At 45.9% G+C, this 15,868-nt stretch carries 15 protein-coding genes, 1 tRNA gene and 1 riboswitch; of the genes, 11 read left to right on the forward strand and 5 right to left on the reverse strand.

Features of this window, described 5'->3' with window-relative positions; genetic code table 11:
* The first annotated feature begins 134 nt into the window (after positions 1-134).
* The 9 genes from R7D93_RS24025 (at position 135) to thiH (ending at position 8,996) form a co-directional block, all read left to right on the forward strand.
* Positions 135-211 (forward strand) — tRNA-Trp (locus R7D93_RS24025).
* A 244-nt stretch (positions 212-455) separates the two neighbouring features.
* Positions 456-1,838, forward strand: coding sequence for a multicopper oxidase family protein (locus R7D93_RS24030; protein WP_213908357.1), 1,383 nt, complete (start codon positions 456-458; stop codon positions 1,836-1,838).
* Between the two features lie 123 nt (positions 1,839-1,961).
* A complete protein-coding gene (gene crcB / locus R7D93_RS24035; protein ID WP_005378811.1) occupies positions 1,962-2,345 on the forward strand; it encodes a fluoride efflux transporter CrcB in 384 nt (127 codons plus the stop codon).
* Between the two features lie 60 nt (positions 2,346-2,405).
* Positions 2,406-2,504: riboswitch (TPP riboswitch) on the forward strand.
* Positions 2,505-2,667: 163 nt separating this feature from the next.
* On the forward strand, positions 2,668-4,608 hold the full coding sequence (thiC, locus tag R7D93_RS24040) for a phosphomethylpyrimidine synthase ThiC (RefSeq protein WP_005378810.1): 1,941 nt from the start codon (positions 2,668-2,670) through the stop codon (positions 4,606-4,608).
* Positions 4,608-6,023: a thiamine phosphate synthase gene (locus R7D93_RS24045; protein WP_225497179.1), complete on the forward strand. Its 1,416-nt coding sequence runs from the start codon at positions 4,608-4,610 to the stop codon at positions 6,021-6,023. Before thiC ends, R7D93_RS24045 begins: the two co-directional genes overlap by 1 nt.
* The gene (locus R7D93_RS24050; protein ID WP_213867442.1) at positions 6,010-6,783 is read left to right on the forward strand and encodes a HesA/MoeB/ThiF family protein; all 774 of its coding nucleotides are present in this window, start codon (positions 6,010-6,012) and stop codon (positions 6,781-6,783) included. Before R7D93_RS24045 ends, R7D93_RS24050 begins: the two co-directional genes overlap by 14 nt.
* 38 nt (positions 6,784-6,821) lie before the next feature.
* Positions 6,822-7,076: a sulfur carrier protein ThiS gene (thiS, locus tag R7D93_RS24055; protein ID WP_225474231.1), complete on the forward strand. Its 255-nt coding sequence runs from the start codon at positions 6,822-6,824 to the stop codon at positions 7,074-7,076.
* A 5-nt stretch (positions 7,077-7,081) separates the two neighbouring features.
* Complete coding sequence (locus R7D93_RS24060) at positions 7,082-7,849, forward strand: thiazole synthase (protein ID WP_005397059.1); 768 nt, start codon at positions 7,082-7,084, stop codon at positions 7,847-7,849.
* Positions 7,850-7,883: 34 nt separating this feature from the next.
* Complete coding sequence (gene thiH / locus R7D93_RS24065; RefSeq protein ID WP_225497181.1) at positions 7,884-8,996, forward strand: 2-iminoacetate synthase ThiH; 1,113 nt, start codon at positions 7,884-7,886, stop codon at positions 8,994-8,996.
* A gap of 127 nt (positions 8,997-9,123) precedes the next feature.
* Here the strand turns inward: thiH and R7D93_RS24070 are convergent, their stop codons facing one another.
* Positions 9,124-10,914: an aminopeptidase P family protein gene (locus R7D93_RS24070; RefSeq protein ID WP_225497183.1), complete on the reverse strand. Its 1,791-nt coding sequence runs from the start codon at positions 10,912-10,914 to the stop codon at positions 9,124-9,126.
* 203 nt (positions 10,915-11,117) lie between these two features.
* Positions 11,118-12,059 carry a LysR family transcriptional regulator gene (locus tag R7D93_RS24075; RefSeq protein WP_005378791.1) on the reverse strand — a complete coding sequence of 314 codons (942 nt, stop codon included), beginning with the start codon at positions 12,057-12,059 and terminating at the stop codon, positions 11,118-11,120.
* Between the two features lie 107 nt (positions 12,060-12,166).
* Here R7D93_RS24075 and R7D93_RS24080 point away from each other — a divergent pair, with 107 nt between their 5' ends.
* Both R7D93_RS24080 and R7D93_RS24085 read left to right on the forward strand, forming a co-directional pair.
* Positions 12,167-13,360, forward strand: a complete 1,194-nt coding sequence (locus R7D93_RS24080; RefSeq protein WP_005382927.1) for a multidrug effflux MFS transporter — start codon at positions 12,167-12,169, stop codon at positions 13,358-13,360.
* Positions 13,361-13,451: 91 nt separating this feature from the next.
* The gene (locus R7D93_RS24085) at positions 13,452-13,733 is read left to right on the forward strand and encodes a hypothetical protein (RefSeq protein ID WP_005378786.1); all 282 of its coding nucleotides are present in this window, start codon (positions 13,452-13,454) and stop codon (positions 13,731-13,733) included.
* Between the two features lie 31 nt (positions 13,734-13,764).
* On the opposite strand, the gene R7D93_RS24090 is transcribed toward R7D93_RS24085, so the two are convergent.
* From R7D93_RS24090 to R7D93_RS24100, 3 genes are read right to left on the reverse strand one after another with little or no spacing between them, the layout of a single operon-like run.
* The gene (locus tag R7D93_RS24090; protein WP_054579629.1) at positions 13,765-14,220 is read right to left on the reverse strand and encodes a DoxX family protein; all 456 of its coding nucleotides are present in this window, start codon (positions 14,218-14,220) and stop codon (positions 13,765-13,767) included.
* Between the two features lie 10 nt (positions 14,221-14,230).
* The gene (locus R7D93_RS24095; RefSeq protein ID WP_225497185.1) at positions 14,231-14,989 is read right to left on the reverse strand and encodes a DNA-binding domain-containing protein; all 759 of its coding nucleotides are present in this window, start codon (positions 14,987-14,989) and stop codon (positions 14,231-14,233) included.
* Positions 14,986-15,858, reverse strand: a complete 873-nt coding sequence (locus R7D93_RS24100; RefSeq protein ID WP_213967251.1) for a DUF692 domain-containing protein — start codon at positions 15,856-15,858, stop codon at positions 14,986-14,988. The genes R7D93_RS24095 and R7D93_RS24100 overlap by 4 nt, the downstream gene beginning before the upstream one ends.
* Between the last annotated feature and the right edge of the window lie 10 nt (positions 15,859-15,868).

Below are 15,868 nucleotides of genomic sequence, written 5' to 3' on the forward strand. Positions count from 1 at the left end.
TGGTAGTTCAGTTGGTTAGAATACCGGCCTGTCACGCCGGGGGTCGCGGGTTCGAGTCCCGTCCACTCCGCCACTTAATATCGACAACCTCGCTTATGCGAGGTTTTGTCAAATCTAGAATATGAAAATTCTATAGGGGTGTAGCTCCAATTGGCAGAGCAGCGGATTCCAAATCCGCGTGTTGGGAGTTCGAATCTCTCCACCCCTGCCACATATCAGGCTCTGACTTAGGTCAGAGCCTTTTTTGTATCTGGTTTCTTCTCATTATTACAGCTTATTTCTACTCTTATCCCGTAAGTATGGTTTTCTGCTGTACTTTGGCAGCATTTAATCTACTGAACGAACGAAACTACAGTTAGCAGTAATGATCAGTGGCCCGAAATTTTAATAATAAAGGGGAATCACTATTTATATTTAGTTACACTCAACCGATCTGGATTAATGAGTAACTATGTATGGATATATCTCGTCGACGCTTTCTTCAATCATCCTTAGCAATCTCCGCGCTTGCCGTTCTACCTGCATGTTCTCTATCTAGGAGCACTAATAAGCAGGGGCAATATATATACGATATCACTGCAGAACCTTCTACTGCAGAATTGGTCCCTGGGTTTAACACAGACGTACTCGCATTTAATGGTTCGATTCCAGCGCCTGTGATTCGTTGTCGCCAAGGCGAGAAAGTTATAATTCGGTTTACTAACAAGCTTTCAGAGCCGACTACAATCCACTGGCATGGCTTGCGAATCCCTATTGAAATGGATGGTGTACCTTTCTTAAGCCAGCCGCCTATCATGCCGGGTGAAACATTCGTTTATGAATTTACACCACCAGATGCAGGCACGTTTTGGTATCACCCCCACATGAATAGCGTTAAGCAACTTGGTATGGGCTTAGTTGGGCTAATTATCGTTGAAGAGGCTGAGCCTGTTCTATTTGATGAAGAACAGGAAATAGTTCTAAAGCATTGGCATTTAGACAAACAAGGTCAGTGGAAGAACCTTATGGTACCGCGCTTGAGCGCTCGTATGGGGACTCCCGGAGAGTGGAGTAGCGTCAATGGTGTGCATGAACCTGTTTATACGCTGAAGCAGAATGCTACCACGCGATTAAGAATTGCTAACGTCGATAACACCATTACTTACCCGATCGCTATTGAAGGTGCAGAGGCTTGGGTTATTGCTATTGATGGTAACCCTGTTAAAACGCCTTATAAGCTCACTCAGCATAAAATTGGTCCAGGAATGAGGTTAGATGTCGGATTGATTGCTCCGAAGGCTGGAACACGTGTTTATGTGCGTCAAATGAAAGGACGCTTCCCATTCCCTTTGTGCGAGTTTGACGTTGTTGAGTCTGACTTGCCGAGCAACCAGAAACTGCCTTTATTACCTCTCAACCCTGTGCCAGCTCTCGATTTGAAAAATGCAGAGCAAATCGATTATGTGTTTGAGTGGGAGGGGGCGATCACTCCTGCTGATAAATCGGGCAAAGCGATACCTAAGTTCTGGCTGATGAACAAACGGGCTTGGGAGGGAATGAGCAAAGATAATATTCCAGCGCCGCTTTCAACATTGGAGATGGGAAAAACCTATATCTTCAACCTAAAGAACGTCACCCAATATCATCATCCTATTCATCTTCATGGACACACATTTACGGTTCTTGAGTTAGATGGCAAAAAACTCGACGAACCGTTTCATACCGATACGGTCTTACTTGGAAAAAACGGCAGTGCGAAAGCGGCATTTGTTGCAGATAACCCAGGGCGTTGGATGTACCATTGTCATGTAATTGAACATATGAAGACGGGTTTGATGGGTTACATTGAAGTAAAGTGACTCCTGTAACTTTTAAAATCTTGATAAGTTTTAAGCGCTATACTTTGCTGAATTCTAAGATTGTATAATCACTATTGCCGTAAATTTGATTACAATGTCGCCATTAAATTTTCTGGGGGAATTATGGGACAACTATCCGTTTTGGGTTTTATTGCATTGGGTGGTGCATTTGGTGCATGTTCTCGTTACTTAATTTCTGAACTTTGTGTCATTTTATTGGGGCGTGGTTTTCCATATGGTACGTTAACCGTTAACGTTGTTGGCTCATTTATGATGGGCTTATTGATAGCAGCTTTCGATAATGAACTTTTGGCAACGGAACCTTGGCGACAAGTGATTGGCTTGGGTTTTTTAGGGGCACTAACGACGTTTTCCACCTTCTCGATGGATAATGTGTTGCTTATGCAGCAGGGCGCTTTCTTTAAGATGGGGTTGAACGTATTGTTGAATGTCGTGTTAAGTATTTCAGCTGCGTGGATAGGCTTTCAATTATTGATGCGCAGCTAGCAAAGTAGTTAAAAATTGAACAGGTCGGCTTGGTTTCACCAAGCCGTTTTTATATACTGACATCACTTGTCGGAGTGCCATAAGGCTGAGACCGTTAATTCGGGATCCGTTGAACCTGATCAGATTAGAATCTGCGAAGGGAACAAGAGAAGATATTCACACCGGAGTTCTTTCTGGTTGATCTATCAAAAGTCGAATGTTGTTACAGGCAAATATCGTAAGCTTTAACTAGCCTTAATTTGACTCCTCTTGTCGCATCTATCCGCCAAGCATTTTTATCCAATTACTTTTTATCTAGTATAACAAAGCAAGGAAAAATGCTATGTCGAGTCGCAAACAAGCGAGACTGGAAGCAAAACAGTTCATTGATACACTCTCGGTACAACCGTACCCCAATTCAAGCAAAGTCTACGTAGAAGGCTCACGTCCAGATATTCGTGTGCCAATGCGTGAAATATCACTCGCCGATAGCCTTATTGGAGGCACAAAAGAAGCGCCTATTTTCGAGCCTAATGAGCCAGTACGCGTTTACGATACCTCGGGTGTATACACAGATCCAGAGCACACCATAGACCTCTATAGCGGCTTACCTAAGCTGAGAGAAGGGTGGATTGAAGAGCGTGCCGATACTGAGCTACTTGATGAAGTAAGCTCGGTGTACACCAAAGAACGCTTAGAAGACGAAACACTAGACGATCTTCGTTACGGTAATCTACCACGTATTCGACGTGCCAAAGATGGCCATTGTGTGACCCAATTGCACTATGCTCGCAAAGGTATTATTACCCCAGAAATGGAATATATCGCGCTGCGTGAAAACATGGGGCGTGCCAAGTATCGCGATGAAGTGCTGAATCAACAGCATCCGGGTCAAAGCTTTGGTGCGAACCTACCAAAGGACATTACTGCAGAGTTTGTGCGTAAAGAAGTCGCCGAAGGTCGCGCTATTATCCCTTCTAATATCAACCACCCAGAATCCGAACCAATGATCATTGGGCGTAACTTTTTGGTCAAAGTGAACGCCAACATCGGTAACTCATCGGTCACTTCTTCGATTGAAGAAGAAGTAGAGAAACTAGTGTGGGCGACGCGCTGGGGTGGCGATACCGTTATGGATCTCTCTACTGGACGCAATATTCACGAAACTCGCGAGTGGATTCTACGTAACAGTCCGGTTCCGATCGGTACCGTGCCAATGTACCAAGCGCTTGAGAAAGTGAACGGTGTTGCGGAAAACCTTAACTGGGAAGTGATGCGCGATACCCTGATTGAGCAAGCAGAGCAGGGCGTTGACTACTTTACTATCCATGCCGGTTTACTACTTCGTTATGTGCCAATGACTGCAAAACGCGTTACTGGCATCGTCTCTCGTGGTGGTTCTATCATCGCGAAATGGTGTTTAGCGCATCACCAAGAAAGCTTCTTATATACCCACTTCCGAGAGATCTGTGAAATCTGTGCTAAGTACGATGTCGCACTATCTCTTGGTGATGGTCTGCGCCCTGGCTCGGTAGCCGATGCTAACGACGAAGCGCAATTTGCAGAGCTTCGCACTCTTGGTGAGTTGACCAAGATAGCGTGGGAATACGACGTACAGGTGATAATCGAAGGTCCTGGTCATGTTCCAATGCATATGATCAAAGAGAACATGGAAGAGCAGTTAGAGCACTGTCATGAGGCTCCTTTCTATACCCTTGGTCCGCTGACGACAGACGTCGCTCCTGGTTACGACCATATTACTTCAGGCATCGGCGCTGCCATGATTGGTTGGTATGGCTGTGCAATGCTTTGCTACGTAACTCCTAAAGAGCATCTTGGCTTACCAAACAAAGAAGACGTGAAAGTAGGCATGATCACTTACAAGCTTGCTGCGCACGCCGCTGATTTAGCGAAAGGGCACCCTGGCGCTCAAGTTCGTGATAATGCGCTTTCTAAAGCTCGCTTCGAGTTCCGTTGGGAAGATCAATTTAACTTGTCGCTCGACCCAGATACTGCTCGTGCTTTCCATGATGAAACCTTGCCTCAAGAGTCCGGCAAAGTTGCTCACTTCTGTTCGATGTGTGGACCAAAGTTCTGCTCGATGAAGATCTCGCAAGAGGTACGAGAGTATGCGAAAGACACTGAGCAAGTTGCTGCGGACCAAGCTATATCGATCAAAATGCTGGATGATCCTCTTGAGGGGATGCGTCAGAAATCGCAAGAATTTAGAGAGTCAGGTTCTGAACTATACCACCCAGCAGCACATGCCGAGGTAAGTGACTAATGAGCAAAATCCTTATTCCGTCATCATTGATTGAACTGACTGGTTTAGTTCAGCAATGTTTGTTGTTGGCGAAAGAACAGGGTTTTAGCATCGAAGACATTGAGTTGGGTGTGAGCCCAACTCAATCTATTCAGCTTGTTCGCGACCAACAGACCACACGTATAACGACAGATCTTATTGATGGTTATGACTCTGAGCATGAGAGTTCATTTGTGTTCCATTACCGCTCTGCTTTATCGGTAGAAGCGTGTGCTAAGCAACCGTCGAAAGCGATTTATATTGGCATTGCTGATACGCAGGTATCCGATGAAAAGGAGAAAGTGCTTCAGCTTGATATCTGGCGTCACCCAATTAACAACGAAGTGAGAGCGCTTTCCGTTAAGTCCAAATTCAACGCAATGTTCAATCCTGAACATCACCTTGCTTGGATAGTAACGCTGACAGTACTCGATTTTCCTATCGAAGATGCGTTAACACTTGCTCGAGGAATGCTAACTCAGCAAGCGAATGTTTCACGTGAAACACTGTTGAATGACAACCTTGATGAGGGAAGATCTACTCGGTGGGCTGACCAATTTGATGATTTCCCCACACCTGTACTGGAGGATAACCGACTAGGTATTCAAGTTGGTTGGTCTGCACAAGGCGAGAGCGTTAGCTTTCCAACTCTGACTAAGCAAAGTCTAGGGCTCTATCCAGTCGTTGATGATGTTGCTTGGATTGAGCGTCTACTGCCACTAGGCATCAACACTATTCAACTGCGAATCAAGAACCCACAACAAGCCGATTTAGAACAACAGATCATTCGAGCAATTGAGCTAGGTCGTCAGTATCAAGCACAAGTGTTCATAAATGACTACTGGCAGTTGTCAATCAAGCATGGCGCTTATGGCGTTCACCTAGGACAAGAAGACATAGAAGAATCGAATTTGGCTCAGATAACTAAAGCCGGCATTCGTCTTGGTCTTTCTACTCATGGTTATTATGAGCTACTGCGCATCGTACAAATTCATCCTAGTTACATCGCGCTAGGGCATATTTTCCCAACCACCACAAAACAGATGCCATCGAAACCACAAGGTTTGGTGCGCTTGGCTTTGTATCAAAAGCTGATTGATAGCATTCCTTATACAAATACAGAGGCTGCTTTCAGAACTTCAAAAGACAAAGAAGTAAGTGACTATGTGCTTGGCTTTCCGACGGTTGCGATTGGTGGTATTGACCAATCTAATGCAGACCAAGTTTGGCGCATGGGCGTCTCTAGTTTGGCAGTTGTGCGAGCTATTACGTTGGCAGAATCACCTCAGTCCGTCATTGAGTTCTTTGCACAACTGATGAAAGAAAGACAGCTAACGTTTACTGATCAGAATAGTGAATTAGCGCATACCAAGAGAGGCGAGAATGCTCACGGATAAGCAGTTCCTTCGCTATCAACGCCAAGTAGCTCTGCCTGAAATTGCTGAAAGTGGGCAAGAGCGTTTGAGCAAATCGCATGTGCTGATCATCGGTTGTGGTGGGTTAGGGAGCGCAGCGAGTTTGTACTTGGCATCAGCGGGTGTTGGTAAATTGGTTGTGGTCGATGACGATGAAGTTGATAGCAGTAACCTGCAACGCCAGATCATTTATCGCGAACAAGACCTCCAAGTTGCGAAAACAAAAGCGACTGTAAAGCAACTGACTGACCTTAATTCTATGGTTCAAATTCGCGCTCTTAATAAGCGATTAGACAAAGCACAGCTGCAGCTTGAGGTGATGCTAGCGGATGTGGTGCTCGACTGCACCGATAACATGCCAACGCGCCAGCTAATTAACCAAGTTTGTTTCGAGCAAAATACGCCGCTCATCTCGGCGGCGGCAATTGGTTGGCAAGGGCAATTCGCTGTCTTTGATTACCAAACACCAAGTGAACAAGAAGCGCAGAGTAAAGCCTGTTACCGCTGTTTGTATCCGTTCGACGAATTACCGCAAACGCAAAAGTGCAGTGAGAGCGGTGTCGTCGGTCCGGTGGTGGGTACACTTGGCAACTACCAAGCGATAGCGGCAATTCAAAAAATGGCGACGGGAAAGTTTCATGTCGAGACTGCCAAGTTACACCTGTTCGATGGATTGAAGCTGCAATGGCAAACCATGGCGATAAGCAAAGACAAACAGTGCCAAGTGTGTGCTCAGATTTAGTTTACGAGTAATGGGCAGAATTAAGAGAGTTGGAAGCAATGACGTTATCAGAACAACAAACAACACAAATGACCGCTGCTGACCTAGATATGATCACTATTGTCATTAATGACCAGTCACATCAAGTTGCCAGTGAGTCGAATCTACAGCAAATCATTAGTCAATTTGCGCTGCCTGAAATGGGCTGTGTTTTTGCAATTAATAACAATGTTGTGCCGCGCAGTGAGTGGGCTAGCACAGTTCTTTCACAGGGAGATAGCATCTCTTTGTTTCAAGCGATCGCAGGGGGTTAAAGTCGATGCTTAAAATTGGTGATAAACAATTCGAATCAAGACTGTTCACGGGAACCGGGAAGTTTGCCAACAGCCGATTAATGGCAGAAGCGATTCAAGTGTCGGGATCTCAACTTGCGACTATGGCGTTGAAGCGTGTGGATGTGAACGACCAACAAGACGATATTTTGCTGCCGTTAGTACAAGCGGGTGTGAACTTATTGCCAAACACATCAGGTGCAAAGAATGCTAAAGATGCTGTGTTTGCTGCACAACTGGCGCGAGAAGCGTTGGGTACTAACTGGCTAAAACTGGAAATTCATCCAGACCCGAAGTACTTGATGCCAGATCCAATTGAGACACTTGCAGCCGCTGAACAGCTGGTTCGTGAGGGTTTCATTGTCCTTCCTTATTGTCATGCTGACCCGGTTCTGTGTAAACGATTGGAAGAAGTAGGCTGTGCTGCAGTCATGCCATTAGGTGCGCCGATCGGTTCTAACAAAGGGATAGTTTCTCACGATTTCCTAGAGATCATCATCGACCAAGCTAATGTTCCTGTCGTTGTTGATGCGGGTATTGGTGCTCCTTCACATGCCGCGCGTGCGATGGAAATGGGCGCGGATGCCGTGCTCGTCAATACAGCGATTGCAGCTTCGAGCGATCCCGTTGCGATGGCGAAGGCATTTAAGTTGGCGGTAGAGTCCGGGCGTATGGCTTATGAAGCTGGACTTGCCGGTAAGGTTTCTCATGCGGTTGCGTCGAGTCCACTGACGTCATTCCTAGATGAGCTTTAGTCCTAGATTGGTTTAGCTATTAAGCGAGGAAAACATGAGCTTCGTTGAACAATTTAAGCAGCTTAATTGGGATGACATCTCGATGTCGATCTACGCGAAAACGGCACAAGATGTCGAGCGAGCATTGAATAAACCCAAGCGTGATTTGGAAGACTTTAAAGCGCTAATTTCACCAGCGGCTGAAGCGTACTTAGAGCAAATGGCGCAGCTGTCATACTCGGCAACTCGCAAGCGTTTTGGTAATACCATGTCGCTTTACATTCCACTGTACCTTTCTAACTTGTGCGCCAATGCTTGTACTTATTGTGGCTTCTCTATGGAGAACAGAATCAAGCGTCGTACTTTGAATAGGGACGAAGTGGCTGCAGAAGTTGAAGCCATTAAACGCATGAAGTTTGATAGCGTATTGCTGGTGACTGGCGAGCACGAAACTAAAGTGGGTATGAAATACTTCCGCGAAATGGTGCCTATGATTAAGAAGCGCTTTAACTATTTGGCGATGGAAGTACAGCCACTTGATCAAGACGAATACGCTGAGCTCAAGACATTGGGTTTGGATGCGGTGATGGTCTATCAAGAAACGTATCATCCTTCGACTTACGCCGAGCACCATTTGCGTGGCAACAAGATGGATTTCGAATACCGATTGGATACACCCGATCGTCTTGCAAAAGCGGGTATTGATAAGATCGGTATCGGTGCTTTGATAGGGTTGGAAGAGTGGCGTACCGACTGTTTTTATGTGGCAGCGCACTTGGACTATCTTGAGCGCACGTATTGGCAGACTCGTTACTCAATTTCATTCCCACGTTTACGTCCTTGTGAGGGCGCGCTCCAACCAAAATCAGTCATGACGGATAAGCAACTTGTTCAGCTGATTTGCGCTTATCGTTTGTTGAATCCAGAAGTGGAGTTGTCATTATCGACTCGTGAGTCACCGAAGTTTAGAGATAACGCATTGCCTTTAGGCATTACCAGTATGTCTGCCGCATCGAAAACTCAGCCGGGTGGTTATGCGATGGATGATGTTGAACTCGAGCAGTTTGAGATCAGTGATGAGCGAAGCGCAGGTTCTGTGGAAGATATGATTCGAGCCAACGGGTTTGACCCTGTATGGCGAGATTGGCACTCGGCTTATTCTGGTTAAGTAGCAAAGCAAGCCACAGGTCATCGTTATGTTTCACGTGAAACATAGGCAAAAAATGAGGGTTGATGCAAAACATCAACCCTCTACTTTTTCTAGCTTCTAGCTTCTAGCTTCTAGCTTCTAGCTTCTAGCTGTGTGCTACTGGTAGCGTTGCTTGACGAAGCCACTCTTTCACATCACCTTCAACCAGCGGGCTGATCTCATCCCATACTTTCTGATGGTAGTCATTCAGCCAAGCAAGTTCTGGGCGAGTTAGCATATCAACGTTGATGTTGCGCTTGTCGATTGGGCATCGTGTTAGCGACTCAAATGACAGAACAGGGAAGTCACCGTTAGTTGGGGTTTCAACAACAAGCTCTAGGTTCTCAATACGGATACCAAACGCATCTGCACGGTAGTAACCTGGCTCGTTGGATAGCACCATACCTTCTGTTAGAGGCACATCGATTTGCTTCTTCGAAATGCTCGCTGGACCTTCATGAACACTTAGGAAGTGACCAACACCGTGGCCAGTGCCGTGGTCGTAATCGTAGCCTTCCGCCCATAGGTGCTGACGAGCTAGCGTATCGATTTGGTAACCACGTGTGCCTTTCGGGAAACGTGCACGAGCAACACCGATGTGACCTTTTAGCGCGAGAGTGAATTGTTTAATCATCTCTTGTGAAGGCTGACCGATCGCAATTGTACGCGTGATGTCTGTCGTACCATCTAGGTACTGACCGCCTGAATCCACTAGGTAAAGTGTGTTCAGTTCTAGCTTGCCAGGTTCAGGTTGGTTTTCGTGGTTGTAGTGACACATTGCCGCGTTGCCGCCCGCAGCTGAAATGGTATCGAAGCTAAGATCCATCAGTGTCGGGTCTTCGCTACGGAACGCTTCCAGTTTGTCTGCCAGCGTCGCTTCATCATGCAGGTTACCTGCAACGACTTCAGCATCTAACCATGATAGGAACTTACTCATCGCCACGCCATCGCGGATATGACATGCTTTCATGCCTGCAATTTCAACAGGGTTCTTCGCTGCTTTTGGCATTAGGCATGGGTCAGCTTTACTCACCACTGATGCACCAGCATTTTGTAGAACCAGCTTAAACCACGCGTTACTTGTCGCAGGGTCAACCAGTACATTCTTACCAGTTAGAGTTTCTAGTCGTGCTTGTAATGCTTCTGGGTGATGAACTGTTACGCCAGAACCAACGTGAGCGTCAAACTCAGCAGGTAAGCGAGCTGGATCTAGGAAGTATTCCACGCTTGAATCTGAATGCAGAATCGCGTGAGAAAGCAGAACTGGTAGACGTGAGACATCTAGACCACGAACGTTGAGCAACCAACAGATAGAATCAAGTGCTGTGATCACTGCGCTGTCTGCACCGGCTTTTTTCACGAGCTCTGCGATTTCTTGGCGTTTGCTTTCACTTGATTGTCCAACTGTTTCTGTTGCCATTAGGCGAACATCAGAAACCACAGGAGCAGGGCGGTCGTGCCACAGTTCATCAATTGGGTTGCTATCGAGAATCTTAAGCTCAAGGGTACCTGCAAGTTTTGCTTGTGCCATGTCTAGCCAAGCAGAGTTGTGCATGCGAGGGTCGATTGCCACAGACGCGTCATTTGCAAGATGGTCTTTAATCCAATCTAGTGCAGGCTCTTCAATCAAGTGACGGTATTCGAATAGATCAGCAGGAACCTGCTTTGTTACTTGTACTGTGTAGCGACCATCAACAAAGATAGCGGCTTTGTCTTTGGTGATTACCGCAGCACCAGCAGAACCAGTAAAGCCAGTTAGCCAATGTAAACGCTCGTTGTGCGCTGGTACGTATTCGCCCAAGTACTCGTCTTCATGTGGGACAAGTAGGGCATCAATATTATGTTGTGCTAGCCATTCGCGAATTGCATTCACGCGGCTTTGGGTATCGTTGTGCATCTGTGTTATTCCTTCAAATTACCGCTCCTTCATGCTCAGGTGTGGGAGCTGTTTCCATCTGCTTCATGTAGTTTACGATTCCATTGAGGTTCGCAATCACTTCAATAGAGTCGGAGTACAACTAGGCCATAGATGAGCCAAAAAGGACTACGACAGTTAAGCTACTCATTTTAGCCGCTAAGCGCAAATTGAGTGCGGTGTTTTTATCTAAGGTGATCGGTTTTTTGTGTGATCATCGTACGTAGCCAGCCTAATGCAGGGTCGTTTTCTCTATCTCGGTGCCAGAATAAAGTGTAAGCCATAGGTGGGAATTCTAACGGTAGTGGCAGCACGACCAAATCAAGCTGTTTGGCCGCAAGTTGCACAAAATGACTTGGCGCAGTAAAGATAAAGTCGGTGTATGAACATAAACTTGCGGCACTGTTAAAGTCGGGCACGGTGACGGCAATATCGCGGTCGGCGCCAATATCTGCAAGGCGATAATCCAGCAACCAACGGTCGTTGCCATCACAGCGTACTTGTACATGGCGTAGGGCGAGATAGGCTTCCAGATTCCAAGGTTGTTTTAGCGCAGGATGGTTTTTGCGAATGATGCACATTTGGTAATCACGATAAATTTCCAACTCGCAAATGTCATCGGGTGGTTGAAGAGTCAGCTTGGCATCGTTTATATCGATATCTTTTCCAGTTAGGCCTAAATCCAGTTCGCCGCGTTGAAGCATTTTAAATGTATTATCCGACCACGGGTGTGTGCTGATTGTCACGCCAGGTGCTTGTTGAAAAATCGCCGGTAAGAAATGGGGTAGAATGAGAGGGTAGACACTCTCTACCGCTGCTATTTGAAAACGGTATTCGCTGCTTTGCGGAGAAAACTCTTCGGGTTGAGTCAGCACTTCTAACTGATTTATCAACAGATCCAGTTTCGGTTTAAGAAACAATGCGCGCGGCGTAGGTGTTAATCCATGTGAGTTTCGAGTGAAAAGCGGGTCATCAAATTGAATGCGCAGTTTAGCCAGTGATTTACTTACGGCGGATTGGCTTAAGCACAATCGGTGGGCCGCACGAGTAACATTTAACTCTTCAATCAGCACTTTAAAGCAGACCAATAGATTTAAATCGATACGAGCCAGTTTTTCGACGTTCACAGTGAATTTCCTCTGAGGAATAATGCTCATGATTATACATCATTTCCATTCATATCATCAGATGATTAAGCTTTACCCAAAGTTCTTTATCCAATTCGGAGTGTTGTGTGTCTAGCCAGTTTTCTAATAGTAAAAAACAGATGGCGTTATTGACCCTTTTGGTTCTTTTCAGTCCTTTAGCGATTGATATTTATCTACCTGCTTTACCTCTTATTGCTTCCACTTTTCAGGTCGATAATGCGCTAGCACAAGACACGATCACTTGGTTCTTATTTGCTATGGGTGTTGGTCAGCTATTCGCAGGTCCCTTAGCAGATAAACTCGGACGTCGAACTGTTGCATTGGGCGGTATCACCATTTACGCGATGAGCGCTTTATTGGCGTGGAGTGCTCAAAATATTGAGTGGATGTTGGTTTCCCGACTGCTACAAGGCTTAGGTGCGTGTGCGACATCGGTAGCAGCCTTTGCAACAGTTCGCGATATCTTTGGCCCGGAAAAAAGCGGCAAAATGATCAGCTACCTTAACGGTGCGATTTGTTTCATTCCTGCTTTAGCTCCAATTCTAGGTAGCTGGTTAACTCAGCAATTTGACTGGCGTGCTAACTTTAGCTTTATGGCTGGTTTTGCTGTGGTGTCTGGATCATTGATGTTTTTCATGATGAAAGAGACTAACCCGTCAACAGAAAAGCAAGCCGTGTTTAAGCTTAGTCGGTATTGGGCAGTGCTTAGCACACCATCTTTTGTTTTCCATGCGTCATTATGCTTGATGGCGATGGCGGTTATTCTTGCTTACGTTACCTCAGCACCGTCGGTATTGATGACGGGGATGGGGCTGTCGATGAATGAATTCACTTTCTGGTTTGGTGTAAATGCGGTGATAAACATTGCGGCATGTATGCTGGCGCCTAAGTTTATGGAGCGCGTTGGAACTCACAACACCTTGGTCACCGGGATCTCAACTCTGGGTCTCGCAGGTGTGATCATGCTAGTGATGAATGGTCAGAATACCGCGCTTTCTTTCATGTTACCTATCTTTATGTCTTCTGTAGGTTTTGCATTCATTCTGGGTGCAGCGGCAGGGAAAGCGTTAGAACCGTTTGGTGATAAGGCGGGCACGGCAGCTGCACTGCTTGGATTGTTCCAAATGAGTGGCTCTGGTTTGTTGGTGGGTACACTGCAACGCTTATCTCTTGATCCACAAACCTTGATCGCAATTCATATGTGGGTCCTATTACCTGCGTTGGTCGTTCTGTTTACAAAAGCAGGGAAGAACTGGCACTCGAGCTTTGCGAAAGCGTAAATCAGTGTAATTTAGTATTTTCCAATGTAAGTAAGGCGTGTATATTTGTCACTCAGACTTTTCCTGACACCATAACGGAACTCAAAAAGTAATGTCGTTAACCACGTATGAAATGGCTCGTATTCTAGAGCAAATGGAAGATTCACCAGAAAAGGTGATGTTTGGCAAGTTGCTTAATGAGCTGGGTAATCAAAGCTCCGAGCGTATTCGTAGTGCGGCTAAACAAGTACCTCTGCCAATTTTGCGTGATATCGTGTACCAATTTCAGCAAGTGATTGAGTCACGCAAAGATGAACAAGTCGAGCAGATGGCAAAAGACCTCGCTCAGCAAGGTATCTCAGCAGAAGAGCTACTGGCTTACTTGAATAAATAATAAAAAATCCCCGCATGATGCGGGGATTTTTTTAGCTCGTCATTTTCTTTTTCAGGATGTGGTCCAAAGACAGCGGTCCTGGCCCCCATACGATTACGATAAGAATCATCAATCCCCAAAGTTGGTGGTCATAAAAACCTTTCTCCCACAACAGTGGGTAAGAGATCACTGCGATGATGTTGAACACAAACAGAATTGCTGCCATCGGGCGGGTAATCAGTCCTAGTGCCAAGAACACCGGTAGAACCAACTCCGCAGCCGTACCTAAATAAGCCGCCAATTCCCATGGCAGTATTGGCACTTGGTATTCCAGCTCAAATAAGTACAACGTGCTATCCCAAGACGAGATTTTGATTAGTCCTGAATTGAAGAACACCCAAGCAACCCAAAAGCGACAAAAGAGAAGTAGTAAAGGGACAAAGCCTGCTTGTAAGGTACTGATTAAATCATCGTACCGATTCACTAAGTTTTTAACCGTATCCGTCATAGAGTGCTCCTTAGATTGATTGCAATGTAAAGCCGTCAACAATATCGAGTGCCATGATGCGATTGAGATGAGCGAGTAAAACTTCAGGTATTTCGCTCAAACTCTGCTTCTGCTCTAAACATTGCAGCAGTTGGAACACATCGGCATCGAGTGCGTGACACAAGGCTTCTCCATTGGCTTGAATCGAGATGACACCTTGCTGTAATTGGTTGATATTAAGTTGTTCGAATTGCCCAGTTTGAATCGCGCTAAATAGATCGAATACTGCGTAATTGGAGTCAAAGCTGCGGCAGCCCTTTTTAAGGTGTAAGACTAAAGCGGGTTGTTGCTCTTCACTCACTTCGCCAAGTAACGCAAGCGGTTTTAATTCCGCTGCATTGGATTGCTCATACTGTGCTTGACGAGCTAGGTCGATATGCCACTCGAAGCGTGTGACTTCAGGGCTGTAAGGTGCTTGTGCGATCACCTGACTAAACTGCATGATGGTGTCTTGAAAGCCTTCGCCATAATGCACCACATTTCCTTCTTCTAATGGGTAAGAAAGAACATGCTGGCGAGCTATCTGTTCAAAGCATTCTTCACCAAGCAGCGCTTCAACCATCGGGTAGGTCGCGGACAACACTTCGCTTAAGCTGACGATAAAGTTATTGCGGTAAATTTGTATGCGTTCATCAGCGGTAAACTCATCACTGGCAATATCGCAGTCTTCACCGAGCGCTTGATAGTGCAGGGCTTTAGCAAACTGGCTTTGTAAGGTGGCTAGATTCATGATGCCTTCCTTGGTTCGCTTTGTTCACTTGGAAGTGTGCCTTGCAACAGCAGTTGCGATGCTTTCTGCGCTTCTTCGAGCAAGACTTCTGGCGCGGGGATATCCAAATCCCATTCAATCAACGTATGACGTGGACCGTGTTTTTTTGTCCACTGTGAAAACAACTGCCAAACTTCATCGCTAACCGGGCGGCTATGGGTATCAATCCATATCTCACCTTTGTCGAGTTGTTTGATGGTAAAACCTGCCAAGTGAATCTCATCCACTTTGTCGGCTGGAATCGCATCTAGGTATGTGTCGCAATCAAAACCGTGGTTGAACGCCGAAACATAAACATTGTTTAAATCGAGCAATAAACGACAGTCAGTGCGCTTTTGCACTTCGGTAAGAAACTCCCATTCGCTGATGGTCGAATGTTGAAACTTCACATAACTAGATGGGTTCTCTATCAAGATCTCGCGTTGCAAATAATCCTGCACTTCATTCACGTTACGAGTGAACACGTTGAGCGCTTCTTCCGTATACGGAAGTGGAAGCAGGTCATTAAAGTAGTGACCGCCGTTTTCACTCCAACTTAAATGGTCAGAAACAAGGATTGGGTCGATTGAGTCAATCAGTGCTTTAAGTTGCGCAAGATGCTTTTGACTAACACGTTCCACCGAACCTAGCGACAAACCAATACCGTGGCAGCTAATTTGATATTGCTCGCCAAGCGTTTGTAGTTGATGACGCTCTGCTGCATTGGGTTGGAAATAGTTTTCACTGTGGATTTCTAACCAAGACAACTCGGGTTGGTTTTGGCTAAAGTAATCGAGGTGAGGGGTTCTTAATCCAACTCCAACAAGGTCGTGGAAGGTGTGGTGTTTCACGTGAAACTCC

Origin of the sequence: Vibrio sp. YT-15 (assembly GCF_033337445.1) — a bacterium.
Taxonomy (GTDB): domain Bacteria; phylum Pseudomonadota; class Gammaproteobacteria; order Enterobacterales; family Vibrionaceae; genus Vibrio; species Vibrio alginolyticus.

Coding starts and splice junctions, on each gene's coding strand:
- thiS (WP_225474231.1), top strand. CDS start 6,822: ATGACGTTATCAGAACAACAAACAACACAAATGACCGCTGCTGACCTA.
- R7D93_RS24095 (WP_225497185.1), bottom strand. CDS start 14,989: ATGAATCTAGCCACCTTACAAAGCCAGTTTGCTAAAGCCCTGCACTAT.
- R7D93_RS24060 (WP_005397059.1), top strand. CDS start 7,082: ATGCTTAAAATTGGTGATAAACAATTCGAATCAAGACTGTTCACGGGA.
- R7D93_RS24090 (WP_054579629.1), bottom strand. CDS start 14,220: ATGACGGATACGGTTAAAAACTTAGTGAATCGGTACGATGATTTAATC.
- R7D93_RS24030 (WP_213908357.1), top strand. CDS start 456: ATGGATATATCTCGTCGACGCTTTCTTCAATCATCCTTAGCAATCTCC.
- R7D93_RS24085 (WP_005378786.1), top strand. CDS start 13,452: ATGTCGTTAACCACGTATGAAATGGCTCGTATTCTAGAGCAAATGGAA.
- R7D93_RS24050 (WP_213867442.1), top strand. CDS start 6,010: ATGCTCACGGATAAGCAGTTCCTTCGCTATCAACGCCAAGTAGCTCTG.
- R7D93_RS24045 (WP_225497179.1), top strand. CDS start 4,608: ATGAGCAAAATCCTTATTCCGTCATCATTGATTGAACTGACTGGTTTA.
- thiH (WP_225497181.1), top strand. CDS start 7,884: ATGAGCTTCGTTGAACAATTTAAGCAGCTTAATTGGGATGACATCTCG.
- crcB (WP_005378811.1), top strand. CDS start 1,962: ATGGGACAACTATCCGTTTTGGGTTTTATTGCATTGGGTGGTGCATTT.
- thiC (WP_005378810.1), top strand. CDS start 2,668: ATGTCGAGTCGCAAACAAGCGAGACTGGAAGCAAAACAGTTCATTGAT.
- R7D93_RS24070 (WP_225497183.1), bottom strand. CDS start 10,914: ATGCACAACGATACCCAAAGCCGCGTGAATGCAATTCGCGAATGGCTA.